A 16,833-nucleotide genomic window follows, 5' to 3' on the forward strand; every position below is an offset into this window, starting at 1 on the left:
CTTCCGTCATGCCTAAATTTTTCATCGAACATCCAGTCTTCGCCTGGGTGGTGGCGATCCTGATCTCGCTCAGCGGCGTGATCGCGATCCTCAACCTGGGCGTGGAGTCCTATCCCAACATCGCCCCACCGCAGGTCACCGTCTCGGCCACCTACCCGGGCGCCAGTGCCGACACCACGGAAAAATCGGTCACCCAGGTGATCGAGCAGCAGCTGACCGGTATCGATCACCTGCTGTACTTCAGCTCTTCCTCGTCGTCCAACGGCCGTGCGCAGATCACCCTGACCTTCGAGACGGGTACCGATCCGGACATCGCCCAGGTGCAGGTGCAGAACAAGGTCTCGCTGGCCACGCCCCGACTGCCTTCGGAAGTGACCCAGCAGGGCGTGGTGGTGGCCAAGGCCAACGCCGGCTTCCTGATGGTGGTGGCGCTGCAGTCCGATACCCCGACCATCAACCGTGATGCGCTGAACGACATCGTTGGTTCGCGCGTGCTCGACCAGGTCTCGCGTATCCCCGGCGTCGGCAGCACCCAGCAGTTCGGTTCCGAGTACGCCATGAACATCTGGCTGAACCCGGAAAAGATGCAGGGTTATGGCCTGTCGGCCAGCCAGGTGCTGGCTGCGGTGCGCGCGCAGAACGTGCAGTTCGCCGCCGGTGCGCTTGGCTCGGATCCGTCGCCGGAAGGCCAGCACTTCACCGCCACGGTCTCGGCCGAAGGCCGCTTCAGTTCGCCGCAGGAGTTCGAGAACATCATCCTGCGCGCCAACGCTGACGGCTCGCGGGTGCTGTTGAAGGACATCGCCCGCGTTGCCTTCGGTGCCAACAACTACGGTTTCGACACCCAGTACAACGGCAAGCCGACCGGTGCCTTCGCCATCCAGCTGCTGCCGGGCGCCAACGCCCTGAACGTGGCCGAGGCGGTGCGCGCCAAGATGGACGAGCTGCAACCCAGCTTCCCGGCCGGCGTGACCTGGTTCTCGCCGTACGACAGCACCACCTTCGTTAAGATCTCGATCCAGGAAGTGGTCAAGACGCTGTTTGAAGCAGTGTTCCTGGTGTTCCTGGTGATGCTGATCTTCCTGCAGAACTTCCGCGCCACGCTGATCCCGACCCTGGTCATCCCGGTGGCGCTGCTCGGTACCTTCCTGGGCATGTGGATGATCGGCTTCACGATCAACCAGCTGACCCTGTTCGCGATGGTGCTGGCGATCGGCATCGTGGTCGATGACGCGATCGTGGTGATCGAGAACGTCGAACGCATCATGACCGAGGAAGGCCTGGCGCCGAAGCCGGCCACGCAGAAGGCGATGACCCAGATCACCGGCGCGGTGGTGGCGATCACCGTCGTGCTGGCTGCGGTGTTCATCCCGTCCGCCCTGCAGGGCGGCGCCGCCGGTGAGATCTACAAGCAGTTCGCCCTGACCATCGCCATTTCGATGGCGTTCTCGGCGTTCCTGGCGCTGGGCTTCACCCCGGCGCTGTGCGCGACCTTCCTGAAGCCGACGCACAACGACAATCCGAACATCGTCTACCGCACCTTCAACAAGTACTACGACAAGATCAGCCACACCTATGTCGGCCACATCACCTCGGCGGTGCGCCATGCGCCGCGCTGGATGATCCTGTTCGTGGTGCTCACCGCACTGTGCGGCTTCCTGTTCACCCGCATGCCGGGCAGCTTCCTGCCGGAAGAAGACCAGGGCTATGCGCTGGCGATCGTACAGCTGCCGCCGGGCTCGACCAAGGGCCAGACCAACGAAGTGTTCGCGCAGATGCGTGGCATCCTGGAAAAGCAGGATGGCTATGAAGGCATGCTGCAGGTGGCCGGCTTCAGCTTCGTCGGTTCCGGCGAGAACGTCGGCATGGGCTTCATCCGCCTGAAGCCGTGGGAGGAACGCAAGTTCACCGCGCCCGAGTTCATCCAGAACATGAACGGCGCGTTCTACGGCATCAAGGAAGCGCAGATCTTCGTGGTCAACCTGCCCACCGTGCAGGGCCTTGGCCAGTTCGGCGGCTTCGACATGTGGCTGCAGGACCGCAGCGGTGCCGGTTACGAGCAGCTGACGCAGGCCCGCAACATCCTGCTCGGCCAGGCCGCGCAGAAGCCGGACCACCTGGTCGGCGTGCGCCCGAACGGCCTGGAAAACGCGCCGCAGCTGCAGCTGCATGTAGACCGCGTGCAGGCGCAGTCGATGGGCATGTCGGTGTCGGACGTGTACAGCACCATCCAGCTGATGCTGGCCCCCGTGTACGTCAACGACTTCTTCTACGAAGGCCGCATCAAGCGCGTGACCATGCAGGCCGATGGTCCGTACCGCACCGGCCAGGAATCGCTGAAGAGCTTCTACAGCCCCTCCAGCCTGACCAAGAACGCCGATGGCACCAATTCGATGATCCCGCTGAACACGGTGGTCAAGTCCGAATGGGTGTCGGCACCGCCGTCGCTGAGCCGCTACAACGGCTACTCGGCGATCAACATCGTCGGCTCGCAGGCCCCGGGTACCAGCTCGGGCGAGGCGATGCAGACCATGGAGAGCATCGTCAACGACGACCTGCCGGCCGGCTTCGGCTACGACTGGTCGGGCATGTCCTACCAGGAAATCCTGGCTGGCAACGCGGCGACGCTGCTGCTGGTGCTGTCGATCGTAGTGGTGTTCCTGTGCCTGGCCGCGCTGTATGAGAGCTGGTCGATCCCGGTGGCAGTGCTGCTGGTGGTGCCGCTGGGCGTGCTCGGTGCCCTCGGCCTGTCGATGCTGCGCGGCCTGCCAAACGATCTGTTCTTCAAGATCGGCCTGATCACCGTGATCGGCCTTGCGGCGAAGAACGCGATCCTGATCGTGGAGTTCGCGGTGGAGCAGCGCGCCGCCGGCAAGAACCTGCGCGATGCCACCATCGAAGCGGCCCGCCTGCGTTTCCGCCCGATCCTGATGACCTCGTTCGCGTTCATCATGGGCGTGATCCCGATGGCGATCTCCACCGGCGCGGGCGCCAACTCCCGCCATGCCATCGGTACCGGCGTGATCGGCGGCATGCTGTTCGCCACCCTGCTCGGCCTGTTGATGATCCCGGTGTTCTTCGTGGTCGTGCGCCGCATGCTGGGCGACAAGCTGGATGAACCGTCCAAGGAGTTCATGGAACGCCAGCGCGACGCGGATGCAGCACACCGTCCGGATCGTTGATCCAGCGGTGAACTGAAACGAGAAAGGCCCCGGAGCGATCCGGGGCCTTTGTTGTTGCCGCTTCTGGATCCATGCCGCCCCAGGTTGGCATCTACCGGGGCAACGGCATACCCGGTAGTCGCCAACCTTGGTGGGCGCTGTCCGGGCAGCGTCTCAGCGTAACACTGCGATCACCACGCATGCCGCCACAATCGCCAGTGCAGGCCATTGCATCGGCAGGAAGAAGAAGTGATGCGGAGCATGCTGCCCAGGTGCACGCGGCTTTCGATTGAGCACGAAACCCAGCACCGTGTTGATTGCCGAGCCAAGGCCGAACGCCAGCAGGACCTGACTGAGTGAAGTATTGCCGCGACCTACCGCTGGATCCGGGAACAGGATGAGGATGAGCAGCACGGCAGCGATCGGTGTGAGCAGGGTCAGCAGCCCTGCGCCTCGATAGATGAGCATGTGGTGGCGTCCATGAACGGTGGAGCATTCTGCGACCAAGGAGCGGGAATGCCAATGGACCGTTGGCATGTCGACTGCCCGGAGACCGGTCGCATACGGCCTGTACTGAAAAGTCCCTTCCACTGCTGCGCCGACAACGAGGCGCTCAAGGCGTCTACCGGTTTCGCATAAGGCCCCCGCTTTGGATTCCTGGGCGCGCAGTAGTGCGGCACGCCCGGATCGTTGCTATCCAGATACCTCCACGGCAATCGATCCGATGCCGCCCAGGAGACAGTTCATGGAAAGAGCACCACTACGACGCTTCAGCCGCCCCGCCCTTCTGCTTGGTGCGCTCTTCGCGGCCAGCAGCGTCCAGGACGCACATGCGGCAGGCGTTCTCGTCTGCGACAACTGTCGCGATCCACGCGCGCTGGCGCTGTCCTCGGGCACGGGGCCCACCATCGTCGCCGACTTCCAGCAGCGCCGGATCCATGGCTTCGATGTGGAATACGATCGCGAGCTGCGTCGCTATCGCGCCACCAGGGCGCAGATTCCCGGGCCAATCAACGCATCCTTCAATCGGATCATGGGGATGCTCGACAACAACGTGCCAACCGTACAGTTCGCGCCGCGGCAGTGGGCCGGAAGAGGAGTCCAGTACGAGGTTCATCCTGATGACCCGCAATACGCCAACAGCATAGGCTTCCCGGAAGAGCACAAGAACCTCAACGCCTACGATGTCGTGCAGATGGCAACCGAGCGATTCAGGCTGGAGAGCGCCATGGGCAAGGCATTCACTGGCGCCACGACATCGTCGAGGGCCTGGAACAGCATGGCGATATTCCTGTCCTCGATCGGCCTGAGCTTCGTCAGCAAGGCCCTCGGAATCGACGGTGCAATCTACAGGATCACCTGGCGCGATGGCTCGAAGACTACGCTGGTCATCGTCTCTTCGTCAGTGGACACCGCCAGATACGTGCAAGGCCAGAGCAAGGACGCCAATGGCAACATGATTCCCGACGGCGCGGCAACCAGCCCCGGCCTGGCCCAACACTTCGCCGGCACCTACAACTTCAACAGCCGGGACGATCTGGATCGATGGATCGACTCCGGTCGCCTCTATGGGGTGAACATGTTCCCCGGTGCTCCACCTGAGTCGCTGCAGATCGTCTGTGAATGGAACGGAACGGATATCGTTTGCCGATTGCCACGTTGATCGCACAAAGGAAACGGGGCGGCAATCGCCGCCCCGTCGCGTCCATCAGCGCAACCCGGTCTCGTTGCGCGCGATCACCAGGCGCTGGATCTCCGAGGTGCCCTCGTAGATCTCGGTGATCTTGGCATCACGGAAGTAACGCTCCAGCGGCATCTCCTTCGAGTACCCCATGCCGCCGTGGATCTGCACCGCCTGGTGCGTGATCCACATCGCTGCTTCCGAAGCGGTCAGTTTGGCCACCGCTGCTTCGGTGCTGAAACGCTTGCCCTGACCCTTCACCCACGCGGCACGCAGGGTCAGCAGCAGCGCTGCGTCCAGCTTGCACTTCATGTCGGCGATCTTGGCCTGGGTCATCTGGAAGGTGCCGATGGCCGCGCCGAAGGCCTTGCGCTCCTTCACGTATTCCAGGGTCGCCTCATAGGCGGCTCGGGCGATGCCGATGGCCTGCGAGGCGATGCCGATGCGGCCAGCATCGAGCACGCTCATGGCGATCTTGAAGCCCTCGCCTTCCTGGCCCAGCACGTCTTCGGCCTGCGCCACGTAATCGTTGAACTCGATCTCGCAGGTGGCCGAAGCGCGGATGCCCAGCTTCGGCTCGGTCTTGCCGCGACCGAAGCCCGCCTTGTCGGTATCGATGAGGAAGGCGGTGATGCCGCGCGCGCCCTTGTCCGGCTCGCTCATCGCGAACAGCACAATGTACCTGGCCACCGGGCCGGAGGTGATCCAGCTCTTCTTGCCGTTGATGACGAAGGTGCCGTCGGCCTGCTTCACCGCGCGGCAGCGCATGGCGGTGGCATCGGAGCCGGACTGCGGCTCGGTCAGCGCGAACGCGCCGATGGCCTCGCCCTCGGCGATGGCACGCACGTAGGTCTGCTTCTGCTGCTCGGTACCGTGGGTGAGGATGCCGTTGCAGAACAGCGAGTTGTTGACCGACATGATGGTCGAATGGGCTGCGTCGGCGGCGGCGACCTCCACCATCGCCAGCACGTACGCAACCGGGTCCATGCCCGCGCCACCGTATTCGGTCGGCACTTCGATGCCCATCAGGCCGTTCTCGCCCAGCAGGCGGATGTTGTCGAGCGGGAACTCGCCGGTACGGTCATGGTGCTCCGCGCTCGGGGCGATCTTCTCCTGCGCGATGCGCCGCGCAACGTCCTGCAGCATCAACTGCTCTTCGGTAAAGCTGAAATCCACAACACCCTCCCGGGTACATGAAGTTATGGGCTACATACGGCGCGCCCAGGTGCCCCGATTGTACCGGGGCCCGGCTGTTTCCGTACGCTGGCGACTTGACCGCGACGGGCCCTTTCAGCGAATATATCTCTATATCGCGATAGGTAGATATTTATGGATCTTGAAGACTGGTCGACCCGCCTGAAGGTGTTCGCCGATGCGACCCGCGTGCGCCTGCTGGCGCTGCTGGAGCAGGAGGAACTGACCGTGGCCGAACTGTCGGCGATCACCCGGCTGGCACAGCCACGCGTGTCCACCCACCTGGCGCGCCTGAAGGAAGCCGGCCTGGTCCGCGACCGCCGTGCGGGCGTATCGGCCTATTACCGCTTCGACGAGGCCCAGCTGGACCCGGCGCAGCGTGCATTGTGGCATGCCTTGAGCAACGGAAGCGATGACCCGCTGCTGCGCCAGGACGCTGAACGCGTCGCTGCCGTGCTGGCCCACCGCGCCTCCGACCAGAACTGGGCCGACAGCGTGGCCGGCGACATGGAACGCCACTACTCCCCGGGGCGCACCTGGGAAGCCCTCGCCCGCACCGCGCTGCCGCTGCTGGAGACCGGCGACGTGCTGGACATCGCCTCTGGTGACGGCGTGCTGGCCGAACTGGTGGCCCCGCATGCCAAGCGCTACATCTGCATCGACACCAGCGCGCGCGTGGTCGCCGCCGCCAGCGAGCGCCTGCGCCGTCTGCCCAACGTGGAAGTGCGCGAGGGCGACATGCATGCGCTGCCCTTCAAGGACAACAGTTTCGATCTGGTAGTGCTGATGCACGCGCTGACCTACGCCAGCAAGCCGGCGCAGGCGGTGACCGAAGGCGCGCGCGTGCTGCGCCCGGGCGGGCGCCTGCTGCTGTGCAGCCTGGCCCGCCACGAACACAAGGCCGCGGTGGAAGCCTACGGCCACGTCAACCTCGGCTTCAGCGACAAGGAGCTGCGCAGGTTCGTCGACAAGGCCGGCCTGCAGGTATCCAGCCTGGAGACGGTCACCCGCGAGAAGCGTCCGCCGCACTTCGAAGTGATTTCGCTGATCGCCCACAAACCCTGAGCCCGAGAACGCCATGCCTGCCCTGCCCTGGTTGCATCCTGAGCGTGCCAACGCCCTGCTCGACGCCCTGCGCGAGCGGATCCTGATCATCGACGGTGCGATGGGCACGATGATCCAGCGCCACGGCCTGCAGGAAGACGATTACCGTGGCGAACGCTTCGCCGGCGGTTACGACCATGCACATGGCCCGGGCTGCGACCACGCGGCACCGGAAGGCCATGACCTGAAGGGCAACAACGATCTGCTGCTGTTGACCCGGCCGCAGATCGTCGCAGACATCCACACCGCCTACCTGGAAGCGGGCGCGGATCTGGTCGAGACCAACACCTTCAACGCCACTTCGGTCAGCCAGGCCGACTACCACCTCGAACACCTGGTGTACGAGTTGAACAAGGCCGGCGCTGCGGTCGCGCGCACCTGTTGTGACGCCGTGGCCGCAACCACCCCGGGGAAGCCGCGCTTCGTGATCGGGGTGATCGGCCCGACCAGCCGCACCGCCTCGATCAGCCCGGACGTGAACGATCCGGGCTTCCGCAACACCAGCTTCGACGAACTGCGCGACACCTACCGCGAAGCCATCGAGGGCCTGATCGACGGCGGCGCCGACACCATCATGGTCGAGACCATCTTCGACACGCTCAACGCCAAGGCCGCGCTGTATGCGCTGGAGGAAGCGTTCGATGCGCGCGGCGCGCGGTTGCCGGTGATGATCTCCGGCACCATCACCGACGCTTCCGGTCGCACCCTGTCCGGGCAGACTGCGGAAGCCTTCCATGCCTCGCTGGCGCATGCTCGGCCGCTGTCGATCGGGCTGAACTGCGCGCTGGGCGCCGATGCGATGCGACCGCACGTGGAAACCCTTGCACAGGTCGCCGACTGCTACGTCAGCGCACACCCCAATGCCGGTCTGCCCAATGCCTTCGGCGAGTACGACGAGACGCCGGAGGACATGGCCAGCACCCTGCGAGGCTTCGCCGAAGATGGCCTGCTGAACCTGGTCGGCGGCTGCTGCGGCTCCACGCCCGACCATATCCGCGCCATTGCCGCGGCTGTGGCCGGGCTGCCGCCGCGCGCACTGCCCGGCACCCGGGAGCAGGCCGCATGAATGTCGCCGCCACCGTTCCGCACTTCCCGCCCTATTGCTGCTGAGCCGACGCCTGCCATGACGCCTGTCCGCCCTACCCGCCTGTCCGGCCTGGAACCCCTGGTCATCACTCCGGACCTGCTGTTCATCAACGTCGGCGAACGCACCAACGTGACCGGCAGCGCGCAGTTCCGCAAGCTGATCAAGGAAGGCCGCTACGAAGAAGCGGTGGACGTGGCCCGCCAGCAGGTGGCAAGCGGCGCGCAGATCCTCGACGTCAACATGGACGAGGGCCTGATCGACTCGGAAGCGGCGATGACCCGCTACCTCAACCTGATCATGTCCGAGCCGGACATCGCCCGCATCCCGGTGATGGTCGACTCCTCCAAGTGGAGCGTGATCGAGGCCGGCCTGAAGTGCCTGCAGGGCAAGAGCGTGGTCAACTCGATCTCGCTGAAGGAAGGCGAGGCACTTTTCCGCGAGCACGCACGCAAGGTGCTGCGCTACGGTGCTGCCGCGGTGGTGATGGCCTTCGATGAAAGCGGGCAGGCCGATACCTGCGCGCGCAAGGTCGAGATCTGCACCCGCGCCTACCGCATCCTGGTCGACGAGATCGGCTTCCCGCCGCAGGACATCATCTTCGACCCGAACATCTTCGCCGTCGCCACCGGCATCGAAGAACATGACAACTATGCAGTGGACTTCATCGAAGCCACCCGCATCATCAAGCAGACGCTGCCGCACTGCCATGTGTCCGGCGGCGTCTCCAATGTCTCGTTCTCGTTCCGCGGCAACGAAACGGTGCGCCAGGCCATCCATTCGGTGTTCCTGTACCACGCCATCGCCGCCGGCATGGACATGGGCATCGTCAATGCCGGTGCCATGCCGATCTACGATGAGCTGGAGCCGGAGCTGCGTGAGCGCGTGGAGGATGTGATCCTCAACCGCCGCAGCGATGCCACCGAGCGCCTGCTGGAGATTGCCGAGCGCTACAAGGGCAGGAAGGGCGCGGCGAAGACCGAAGACCTGGCATGGCGCGACAAGCCGGTGGCGCAGCGCCTGGCGCATGCGCTGGTACACGGCCTGGATGCCTTCGTGGAAGAAGACACCGAGTTGGCTCGACAGGCCTCCAGCCGCCCGCTGGACGTGATCGAAGGCCCGCTGATGGACGGCATGAAAATCGTCGGTGACCTGTTCGGCGCCGGCAAGATGTTCCTGCCGCAGGTGGTGAAATCCGCGCGTGTGATGAAGAAGGCCGTGGCCTACCTGCTGCCGTACATCGAGGCGGAGAAGGCGCGCAGCGGCGACACTGCCAAGAGCAACGGCAAGATCATCATGGCCACGGTGAAGGGCGATGTGCATGACATCGGCAAGAACATCGTCGGCGTGGTCCTGGCCTGCAACAACTTCGAGGTGGTCGACCTTGGCGTGATGGTGCCGGCGCAGAAGATCCTCGATGCCGCGCGCGAGCACAATGCCGACCTGATCGGCCTGTCCGGTCTGATCACTCCCTCGCTGGAGGAGATGAGCCACGTCGCCCGCGAGATGGAGCGCCAGGGTTTCAATCTGCCGCTGCTGATCGGCGGCGCCACCACCTCGCGCGCGCACACCGCGTTGAAGATCGACCCGCACTACAAAGCGCCTACGGTGTGGGTGAAGGACGCCTCGCGCGCGGTCGGCGTGGCCCAGTCGCTGATCTCGCGCGACCTGCGCGAAGCCTTCGTTGCCGCCAACGAGGCCGACTATGCCGAGATCCGGGCACGGCACCGCAATCGTGGCGATGCCAAGCGCCTGGTGTCGCTGGAACATGCACGCGGGCAGAAGTTCCAGGGCGACTGGGGGAACTACACGCCGCCCGCACCGAAGCAGCCAGGCCTGCACGTCTTCGATGACTATCCGCTGGCCGAGCTGGTCGAGTACATCGACTGGACGCCGTTCTTCCAGGCCTGGGAGCTTGCCGGCAAGTTCCCGGCAATCCTCACCGACGAGATCGTCGGCAGCCAGGCCAGCGAGCTGTACCGCGATGCCCGCGCGATGCTCGACCGCATCGTCGGCGAGAAGTGGCTGACCGCCAAGGCCGTGTTCGGCCTGTGGCCGGCCAACAGCGTCGGCGACGACGTGCGCGTGCAGCACCCACAGGGCGAGACCACCCTGCACTTCCTGCGCCAGCAGGTGGACAAGCCGGCCGAGCGTCCGGATTTCTGCCTGGCCGATTTCATCGCGCCGACCGACAGCGGCAGGCAGGACTGGATCGGCGCGTTCGCGGTCACTGCCGGCATCGGCATCGATGCCCACGTGGCGCGCTTCGAAGCCGAGCATGACGACTACAACGCGATCCTGCTGAAGGCCCTGGCCGACCGCTTCGCCGAAGCCCTGGCCGAGCGCCTGCATCAGCGTGTACGCACGGAATTCTGGGGTTATGACCAGGCCGAGACGCTGGACAATGACGCCCTGATCGATGAGCAGTACCGTGGCATCCGCCCCGCTCCCGGCTATCCGGCGTGCCCCGAGCACAGCGAGAAGCGGCGCCTGTTCGATCTGCTGCGGGCCGAGGCCAACGCCGGCATGGAACTGACCGAGAGCTTTGCGATGCTTCCGACCGCCGCGGTATCGGGCTACTACTTCAGCCATCCGCAAAGCCAGTACTTCGTGGTCGGGCGCCTCAGCCGCGAGCAGGTCACCGACTACGCCCGGCGCAAGGGCGTGGAGCGCGCCCAGGCCGAGCGCTGGCTGGCCTCCAACCTCGACTACGATCCCGAATGACCCGAAAAGGGGACGGAGGGGATTAAGTCGTTTGTGCCTCAAACGACTTAATCCCCTCCGTCCCCTTTTTGCTTCATCATTCCGCGATGACCGTTCCCGTTGCCCGTCTTTCCAGCTTCTACCTGTTCTATTACGCGGCGCTGGGCGCGTTCACTCCGTACTGGAGCCTGTTCCTCACTGCACGCGGGATGAGCGTGACCGCCATCAGCGTGATGATGGGGCTGTGGTATGCCACACGCGTGGTTGCACCCAGTGCCTGGACCTCGCTGGCAGCCACCTCACCGCGGCCGATCCGACTGTTGCGCATCGGCTGCGTACTGACCCTGATCAGCTTCGCCGCATTCCTGCTGCCTCTGCCGCAGCCATGGATGTATCCGGCGATGATCGTGTTCTGCTTCTTCTACAACGCGGTGATGCCGCAGTTCGAGTCGATCACCCTCACCCATCTCGGCAGCGACAGCCATCGCTACGGCCTGATCCGGGTCTGGGGTTCGCTTGGCTTCATCGCCATCGTCACCCTGTTCGGCTGGCTGATCGAAGGTGACGGCACCGCCGGCCGCGCCGGGCTGCTGCCCTGGATGATGCTGCCGCTGTTCGTCCTGCTGGTCGCCTCGGCCTTCAGCAACCACTACGCACGCGACATCGGCAGGACCGGCGGCGATGCCAGCGGCTTCTGGCAGATCGTGCGCCGCCCGCCGGTGCTGGCGTTCTTCCTGGCCGCTTTCATGGAGCAGCTCTCGTTCGGCCCGTACTACACCTTCTTCTCGGTCTACATGGACCACCACGGCTATCGCACATCCACGCTCGGCCTGCTCTGGACCATCGGCGTGGTGTTCGAAGTGGGCGTGTTCTTCACCATCGGCCGCTTCTTCCGCCGCTATGACGCCAGCTGGATGCTGCTGATCGCCCTGGTCAGCTCCTGCCTGCGCTGGGCGGTGACCGCGCTGTTCCCGGAAAACCTGCCGGTGATGCTGCTGGCGCAGACCGCGCACGCGCTGGGCTTTGCCGCGTTCTTCGCCGCGGCGATGCAGATGCTGGCGACCTATTTCCCCGGTCGCCTCAATGGCCATGGCCAGGGCCTGCTGTACGGTTTCTCGTCCGGTGTCGGCGGCGTGCTGGGCGCGCTCATCGCCGGCCAACTGTGGAAGATCGACGAGGGACGCACGGCCTTCCTCGCAGGTAGCGGATTCGCTCTGGTCGGCGCACTGCTGTGCTTCTTCGCGCTGAGCCTGCCGTTGATCCGTGCACGCCACAGCACTGCGCGCGTCCGGTAACGAAAACGCCGGGCAATGCCCGGCGTTTTCATCGTGCAGCAGGTGCAGTTACCAGACCAGGTCGTCCGGTACCTGGTACTGCGGGTCTGCGTAGGGATCTTCCTCGGCCGGCGCGTTCGGGTCGACCTTCAGTGCCACCGATGCGGCAAACACCGCTTCGGACTGTGCCAGCACTTCGGCGGTCACCAGCAGGTAACGGCCATTGAGCTGGACCACGCCCAGCTCACCGGCATTGAGCGCGGTCAGCTGTTCGGCGGTCACGTAGATGCGCTTGATCTTGCCGCCATACGGGAAGTGGCGAGCGATATCAGCCGCCTCGGAGTTCAGGCCCTTGTCCTTCAGCAGTTCTTCCAGCTTGGCCTTCGCCTCGCGGCGCACGCGTGCTTCTTCCTGCTTCAGGCGCTCGGTCTCGATGCGCTCTTCCTTCTCACGCTGCGCACGGATGGCATAGGCCTTGGCCAGATCCATCTCTTCGGCGCTGCGCGGCTTGCGCGGGCCCTGCTGGCCCGGGCCACGCGACTGGCCGGGCCTGCCCGGGCCACCGTGGCCATGCCCGCGACGCTCACCGGGCTTGTGCTCGCCCTTGCCAGCGCCCTGCGGCTTTCCATTGCCGTTGCCACCCTTGCCCTGCGGGCGGCCATCACGGCGGGGGCCATCATTCTTGCGCTCGGGCTTGGGCGCGGGCTTGAAGCCCAGGCCCATCAGCTGGTCGCGGAGGGTATCGCTCATAGGATTCGGATCAGTAGTGCGGCGGCGGCGGTTCGCTCGCCGGATCGGAAGAATTCAGTGCGTTGCGGACCTTGCCCAGGTCCTCCAGCAGCACACGCAGCACGTCGGCGTTGCGCATGCCCTGCATGCGGGCATCGGCCAGCGCATCGCTCAATTCGGCAAGCGCCTGTTCCTGGAAGGACACGCGCATTTCCAGTTCGACCAGGCGCGCTTCCAGCGCCTGCTCGCGTTCGGTCGGCAGCAGGTCAGACATGCAGCGAACGCCCCCGGCCAATGCCGTAGTACGCCAGGCCGGCAGCTTCCACTTCGGCAGGATCGTACAGATTGCGCCCATCGAACACCGCCGCGTCCTTCAGCTGCTCGCGCAGCTTCTGGAAGTCGGGGCTGCGGAACTGCTTCCACTCGGTGACCACCACCAGCGCGTCGGCCCCTTCGAGGGCCTCATCAGCACTGCTGCAGAACACCAGGTCATCGCGCTCGCCGAAGATGCGCTGCGATTCATGCATCGCTTCCGGATCATAGGCACGCACCGTGGCACCGCCTTCCCACAGCTGCGCCAGCAGGCGACGGCTGGAGGCTTCACGCATGTCGTCGGTATTCGGCTTGAAGGCCAGGCCCCACACGGCAAAGGTCCTGCCGCGCACGCCTTCGTCCTCGCCCTTGTCGTAATGACGCTGGATGAGGGCGAACAGGTGGCCCTTCTGCGCATCGTTGACCGCTTCCACCGCGTTCAGCAGCTTCGGCTCAAGACCATGCTGCTGGGCGGTGCGGGCCAGCGCCTGCACGTCCTTGGGGAAGCAGGAGCCACCATAGCCGGCGCCCGGGTAGATGAAGTGCCAGCCGATGCGCGGGTCCGAGCCGATACCCTGGCGGACCTGCTCGACGTCGGCACCGACGCGCTCGGCGATGTTTGCGATTTCGTTCATGAACGAAATCTTGGTCGCCAGCATCGCGTTCGCCGCGTACTTGGTCAGCTCGGCCGAGCGCACGTCCATTTCCACCACGCGGTCGTGGTTGCGGTTGAACGGCGCATACAGACGACGCATCACCGCGACCGACTCCTCGCTGGTCGCACCAATGATGATGCGGTCCGGGCGCATGCAGTCGGCGACCGCGTCGCCTTCCTTCAGGAATTCCGGGTTGGACACCACGTCAAAGGTGATGTCCGCGCCACGCGCGGCAAGTTCTTCAGCAATGGCCGCACGCACCTTGTCAGCGGTGCCCACCGGCACCGTCGACTTGTTGACCACCACGGTCGGCACGCTCATGTGCCGGCCAATGGTACGGGCCACGGCCAGTACGTACTGCAGGTCAGCGCTGCCGTCCTCGTCCGGCGGCGTGCCGACGGCGATGAACACCACCTGGCCATGCGCGATCGCGGACGCGGCATCGGTGGTGAATGCCAGCCGCGACGCGGCGTGGTTGGCCTTCACCATCGGCTCCAGGCCGGGCTCATAGATCGGGATGATGCCCTGGTTGAGGCCATCCACCTTGGCCTGGTCGATATCGACGCAGACCACCTGATGACCGACATCGGCCAGGCAGGTACCGGTCACCAGACCTACATAACCGGTACCGAAAATCGCAACGCGCATGTCCGTGCAGGCTCCGTGGTGGCTTACGGCAGGACGCCCAGCAGCTCGACGTCGAACGTCAGAGTCGCGTTCGGGCCGATCGGGCCACCCGGCGTACCGTTCTCGCCATAAGCCAGATTGCCCGGGATCCAGAAGCGGTACTTCGAACCGACCGGCATCAGCGCAACGCCCTCGGTCCAGCCCTTGATCACCTGGTCCAGGCCGAACTCGGCCGGCTGACGACCATAGGAGCTGTCGAACACGGTGCCGTTGAGCAGCTTGCCTTCATAGTTCACGCGCACCTTGCTGCTCGGCAGCGGGCGCTCGCCGCTACCCGGGCGGATCACCTGGTACTGCAGGCCCGAGGCCGTCGTCACGACACCCGGCTGGGTCTTGTTCTTGGCCAGGAAGGCATTGCCTTCTTCGCGGTTGGTCTGCGCAGCAGCGGCAGCCTTGGCCTGCATTTCAGCCTGCTTGCTGCCCATGAAGGCCTGGATGGTGGCGGTCGCGTCAGCTTCCGTCATCTTCGGCTGGCCCTTGGTCAGGCCGGTGCTGATCGCGTCAAACAGCGAGGCAACATCGATGTCGTCCTTCAGCTGCGCCAGCGACGGGCCCACAGAGTAGGAACCGATCATCTGCGACACCTTGACGCGGTCGACCTTCGGCGGCTGCGAACCCGGCGCCATGCCCGGCACCTGCTGGCCGCTGCGGGCCATCACGACCTGGCGCAGGGCCGCGTCGGTGGCCTTGGCCTGTTCCTGGGTGATCTGCGGCTGCAGGCCTTCGAACGAACGCTCCACGGCGGTGCGCAGCGCGGCCACGTCGATCTCATCGGCGATCGGGGTGAACGACTTGGCCACGTCCAGGCCGATGGCGTAGCCGAGCTTCTGCTTGGGGGAATTCAAGGTTGCGGTCTCCTTGGCGGCTGCGGGGGCAGCCGATTGTTGCGACAGAGCGACACCTGAAGTGCCCATCGCCAGAATCAGAACCGACGCCGCGGCGCCGCGCATTCCCATCTTCATTCGCTGCATTCCTGGAAGTGTCTGGGCGCCGACGTCGGCGCGAAAAGAAGCATTGTCGCACGCATGCCGTCGATGTCGAGGCATCCGTGCCGGATATCAATGTGCGGCCGCTGCGGCCAGCGCCTTGTCGATGGCCGCAGTCAGCTGCGGATCATCCGGCGTCACCTTGCTGGCGAACTGGGCGATGACCTTGCCATCGCGGCCGACCAGGTACTTGTGGAAATTCCAGCCCGGTGCCACCCCGGTGGCCGCGGTCAACCGTTGATAGAGCGGCGTCGCCTCCGCACCGACCACGTGCACCTTCTCGAACATCGGGAACTTGACCCCGTAGGTGAGCGTGCAGAAATCCTGGATCTGCTTCTCGTCACCGGGCTCCTGGCCCTTGAAATCGTTGGACGGGAAGCCGAGCACGGCAAAGCCGCGGCCGGCATAGCGCTTCTGCAGCGCCTCCAGGCCTTCGTACTGAGGGGTATAGCCGCACTTGCTTGCGGTATTGACCACCAGCAGCACCTGCCCGTGGTAGCGCTGCTGCAGGTTGACCTGCTGCTTGCTGGCCAGCGGGCGGTAGTCGAGGTCGAGAAGATCGGCCGCCAGCACCTGGGTGGAACCGGCCAGGCCGGCTACCAGCAGGGTCAGCAGGGACAGGCCGCGCAGGCGGCGCGGCATAACGGTCGGCAAGGGCATCGAGAGCAGTCCGCGGTGGCCATTCACAGGGCCGGCCGGTAGCGGCCGGAGTCGGCCGAACTATAGCACCGGGCCCCCTTCCCCCTTGTTGCAAGGGGCGCCTGCGGCTTTGCGCGGCGTGGCGCTTTCCTGCACGACCCGCCAGCAACGGCGCAGTAATGACATAGCATGGACAACACTGAATGGAAGGCGGGCCTGGGTCGGCCCGCGCCAGAACCTGATTTCCCTTCCGAATCAATCGGATAAACGAATATTTCAGCGATTTGACCACCCCTGCCATCAGTTGGGGACGGCAAGGGGTTGCACGTAGGCGTGCCGGTGTTATAGTTGCATACAACACCAGTCACCTGAGACAGGGGGAAGCCATGAACGCCCGGATCCGTCGCAACCTCACCGCACCCGCGGCCGCTGCTGTTTCGACCCTGATCGTGCTGGCCTGGCTGGCCACGCCCACCGCCCCCGCCTCGCCCGACAGTGCGCAGGATGCAATCGCTACACCGGCCGGGAACGCCGATTCCTCCCCCCCTCCCCCGCGTCGGCTGCACAGCTCCCTGTCCATGCCGTATTTCTCGTTCGCCCAGCCGCTGACCCCACGGAGCTGA

Annotated in this window: 14 protein-coding genes; 7 read left to right on the forward strand and 7 right to left on the reverse strand. The window is 65.0% G+C overall.

All coding sequences use genetic code 11. From position 1 onward, the window contains the following. Positions 1–8 precede the first annotated feature (8 nt). Positions 9–3,182, forward strand: coding sequence for a multidrug efflux RND transporter permease subunit (locus AC5P6S_RS05235; RefSeq protein ID WP_005413921.1), 3,174 nt, complete (start codon positions 9–11; stop codon positions 3,180–3,182). A gap of 153 nt (positions 3,183–3,335) precedes the next feature. Here AC5P6S_RS05235 and AC5P6S_RS05240 read toward each other — a convergent pair whose 3' ends face one another. Further along, on the reverse strand, positions 3,336–3,629 hold the full coding sequence (locus AC5P6S_RS05240) for a hypothetical protein (RefSeq protein WP_033833585.1): 294 nt from the start codon (positions 3,627–3,629) through the stop codon (positions 3,336–3,338). A 277-nt stretch (positions 3,630–3,906) separates the two neighbouring features. Between AC5P6S_RS05240 and AC5P6S_RS05245 the strand changes: the two genes are divergently transcribed. Then, positions 3,907–4,824, forward strand: a complete 918-nt coding sequence (locus AC5P6S_RS05245) for a hypothetical protein (RefSeq protein ID WP_049397586.1) — start codon at positions 3,907–3,909, stop codon at positions 4,822–4,824. A 45-nt stretch (positions 4,825–4,869) separates the two neighbouring features. On the opposite strand, the gene AC5P6S_RS05250 is transcribed toward AC5P6S_RS05245, so the two are convergent. Then, positions 4,870–6,018: an acyl-CoA dehydrogenase family protein gene (locus AC5P6S_RS05250; protein ID WP_005410250.1), complete on the reverse strand. Its 1,149-nt coding sequence runs from the start codon at positions 6,016–6,018 to the stop codon at positions 4,870–4,872. A gap of 153 nt (positions 6,019–6,171) precedes the next feature. On the opposite strand from AC5P6S_RS05250, the gene AC5P6S_RS05255 reads away from it, so the two are divergent. The 4 genes from AC5P6S_RS05255 (at position 6,172) to AC5P6S_RS05270 (ending at position 12,222) form a co-directional block, all read left to right on the forward strand. Next, positions 6,172–7,101, forward strand: a complete 930-nt coding sequence (locus AC5P6S_RS05255; protein ID WP_005410251.1) for an ArsR/SmtB family transcription factor — start codon at positions 6,172–6,174, stop codon at positions 7,099–7,101. Positions 7,102–7,114: 13 nt separating this feature from the next. Next, positions 7,115–8,206 (forward strand): homocysteine S-methyltransferase family protein, encoded by a 1,092-nt coding sequence (locus AC5P6S_RS05260; RefSeq protein WP_099490774.1) that lies wholly within the window; start codon positions 7,115–7,117, stop codon positions 8,204–8,206. Between the two features lie 57 nt (positions 8,207–8,263). Further along, on the forward strand, positions 8,264–10,948 hold the full coding sequence (gene metH / locus AC5P6S_RS05265; protein ID WP_495204506.1) for a methionine synthase: 2,685 nt from the start codon (positions 8,264–8,266) through the stop codon (positions 10,946–10,948). 86 nt (positions 10,949–11,034) lie between these two features. Continuing rightward, positions 11,035–12,222: an MFS transporter gene (locus AC5P6S_RS05270; RefSeq protein WP_005410254.1), complete on the forward strand. Its 1,188-nt coding sequence runs from the start codon at positions 11,035–11,037 to the stop codon at positions 12,220–12,222. Positions 12,223–12,270: 48 nt separating this feature from the next. On the opposite strand, the gene AC5P6S_RS05275 is transcribed toward AC5P6S_RS05270, so the two are convergent. The 5 genes from AC5P6S_RS05275 to AC5P6S_RS05295 all read right to left on the reverse strand — a co-directional run bounded on the left by AC5P6S_RS05275 (position 12,271) and on the right by AC5P6S_RS05295 (position 16,231). Next, complete coding sequence (locus AC5P6S_RS05275; protein ID WP_005410255.1) at positions 12,271–12,951, reverse strand: DUF2058 domain-containing protein; 681 nt, start codon at positions 12,949–12,951, stop codon at positions 12,271–12,273. A gap of 10 nt (positions 12,952–12,961) precedes the next feature. Beyond that, positions 12,962–13,204, reverse strand: coding sequence for a SlyX family protein (locus AC5P6S_RS05280; RefSeq protein ID WP_005410256.1), 243 nt, complete (start codon positions 13,202–13,204; stop codon positions 12,962–12,964). Then, positions 13,197–14,546: a UDP-glucose dehydrogenase family protein gene (locus tag AC5P6S_RS05285; RefSeq protein ID WP_005410257.1), complete on the reverse strand. Its 1,350-nt coding sequence runs from the start codon at positions 14,544–14,546 to the stop codon at positions 13,197–13,199. The genes AC5P6S_RS05280 and AC5P6S_RS05285 overlap by 8 nt, the downstream gene beginning before the upstream one ends. Before the next feature lie 23 nt (positions 14,547–14,569). Then, positions 14,570–15,547, reverse strand: a complete 978-nt coding sequence (locus tag AC5P6S_RS05290) for an FKBP-type peptidyl-prolyl cis-trans isomerase (protein WP_005413927.1) — start codon at positions 15,545–15,547, stop codon at positions 14,570–14,572. A 96-nt stretch (positions 15,548–15,643) separates the two neighbouring features. After that, complete coding sequence (locus tag AC5P6S_RS05295) at positions 15,644–16,231, reverse strand: glutathione peroxidase (RefSeq protein WP_005410259.1); 588 nt, start codon at positions 16,229–16,231, stop codon at positions 15,644–15,646. A gap of 365 nt (positions 16,232–16,596) precedes the next feature. Here AC5P6S_RS05295 and AC5P6S_RS05300 point away from each other — a divergent pair, with 365 nt between their 5' ends. Then, complete coding sequence (locus AC5P6S_RS05300; RefSeq protein WP_005410260.1) at positions 16,597–16,833, forward strand: hypothetical protein; 237 nt, start codon at positions 16,597–16,599, stop codon at positions 16,831–16,833.

Source organism: Stenotrophomonas sp. YJH_SMC_119, from assembly GCF_059368315.1.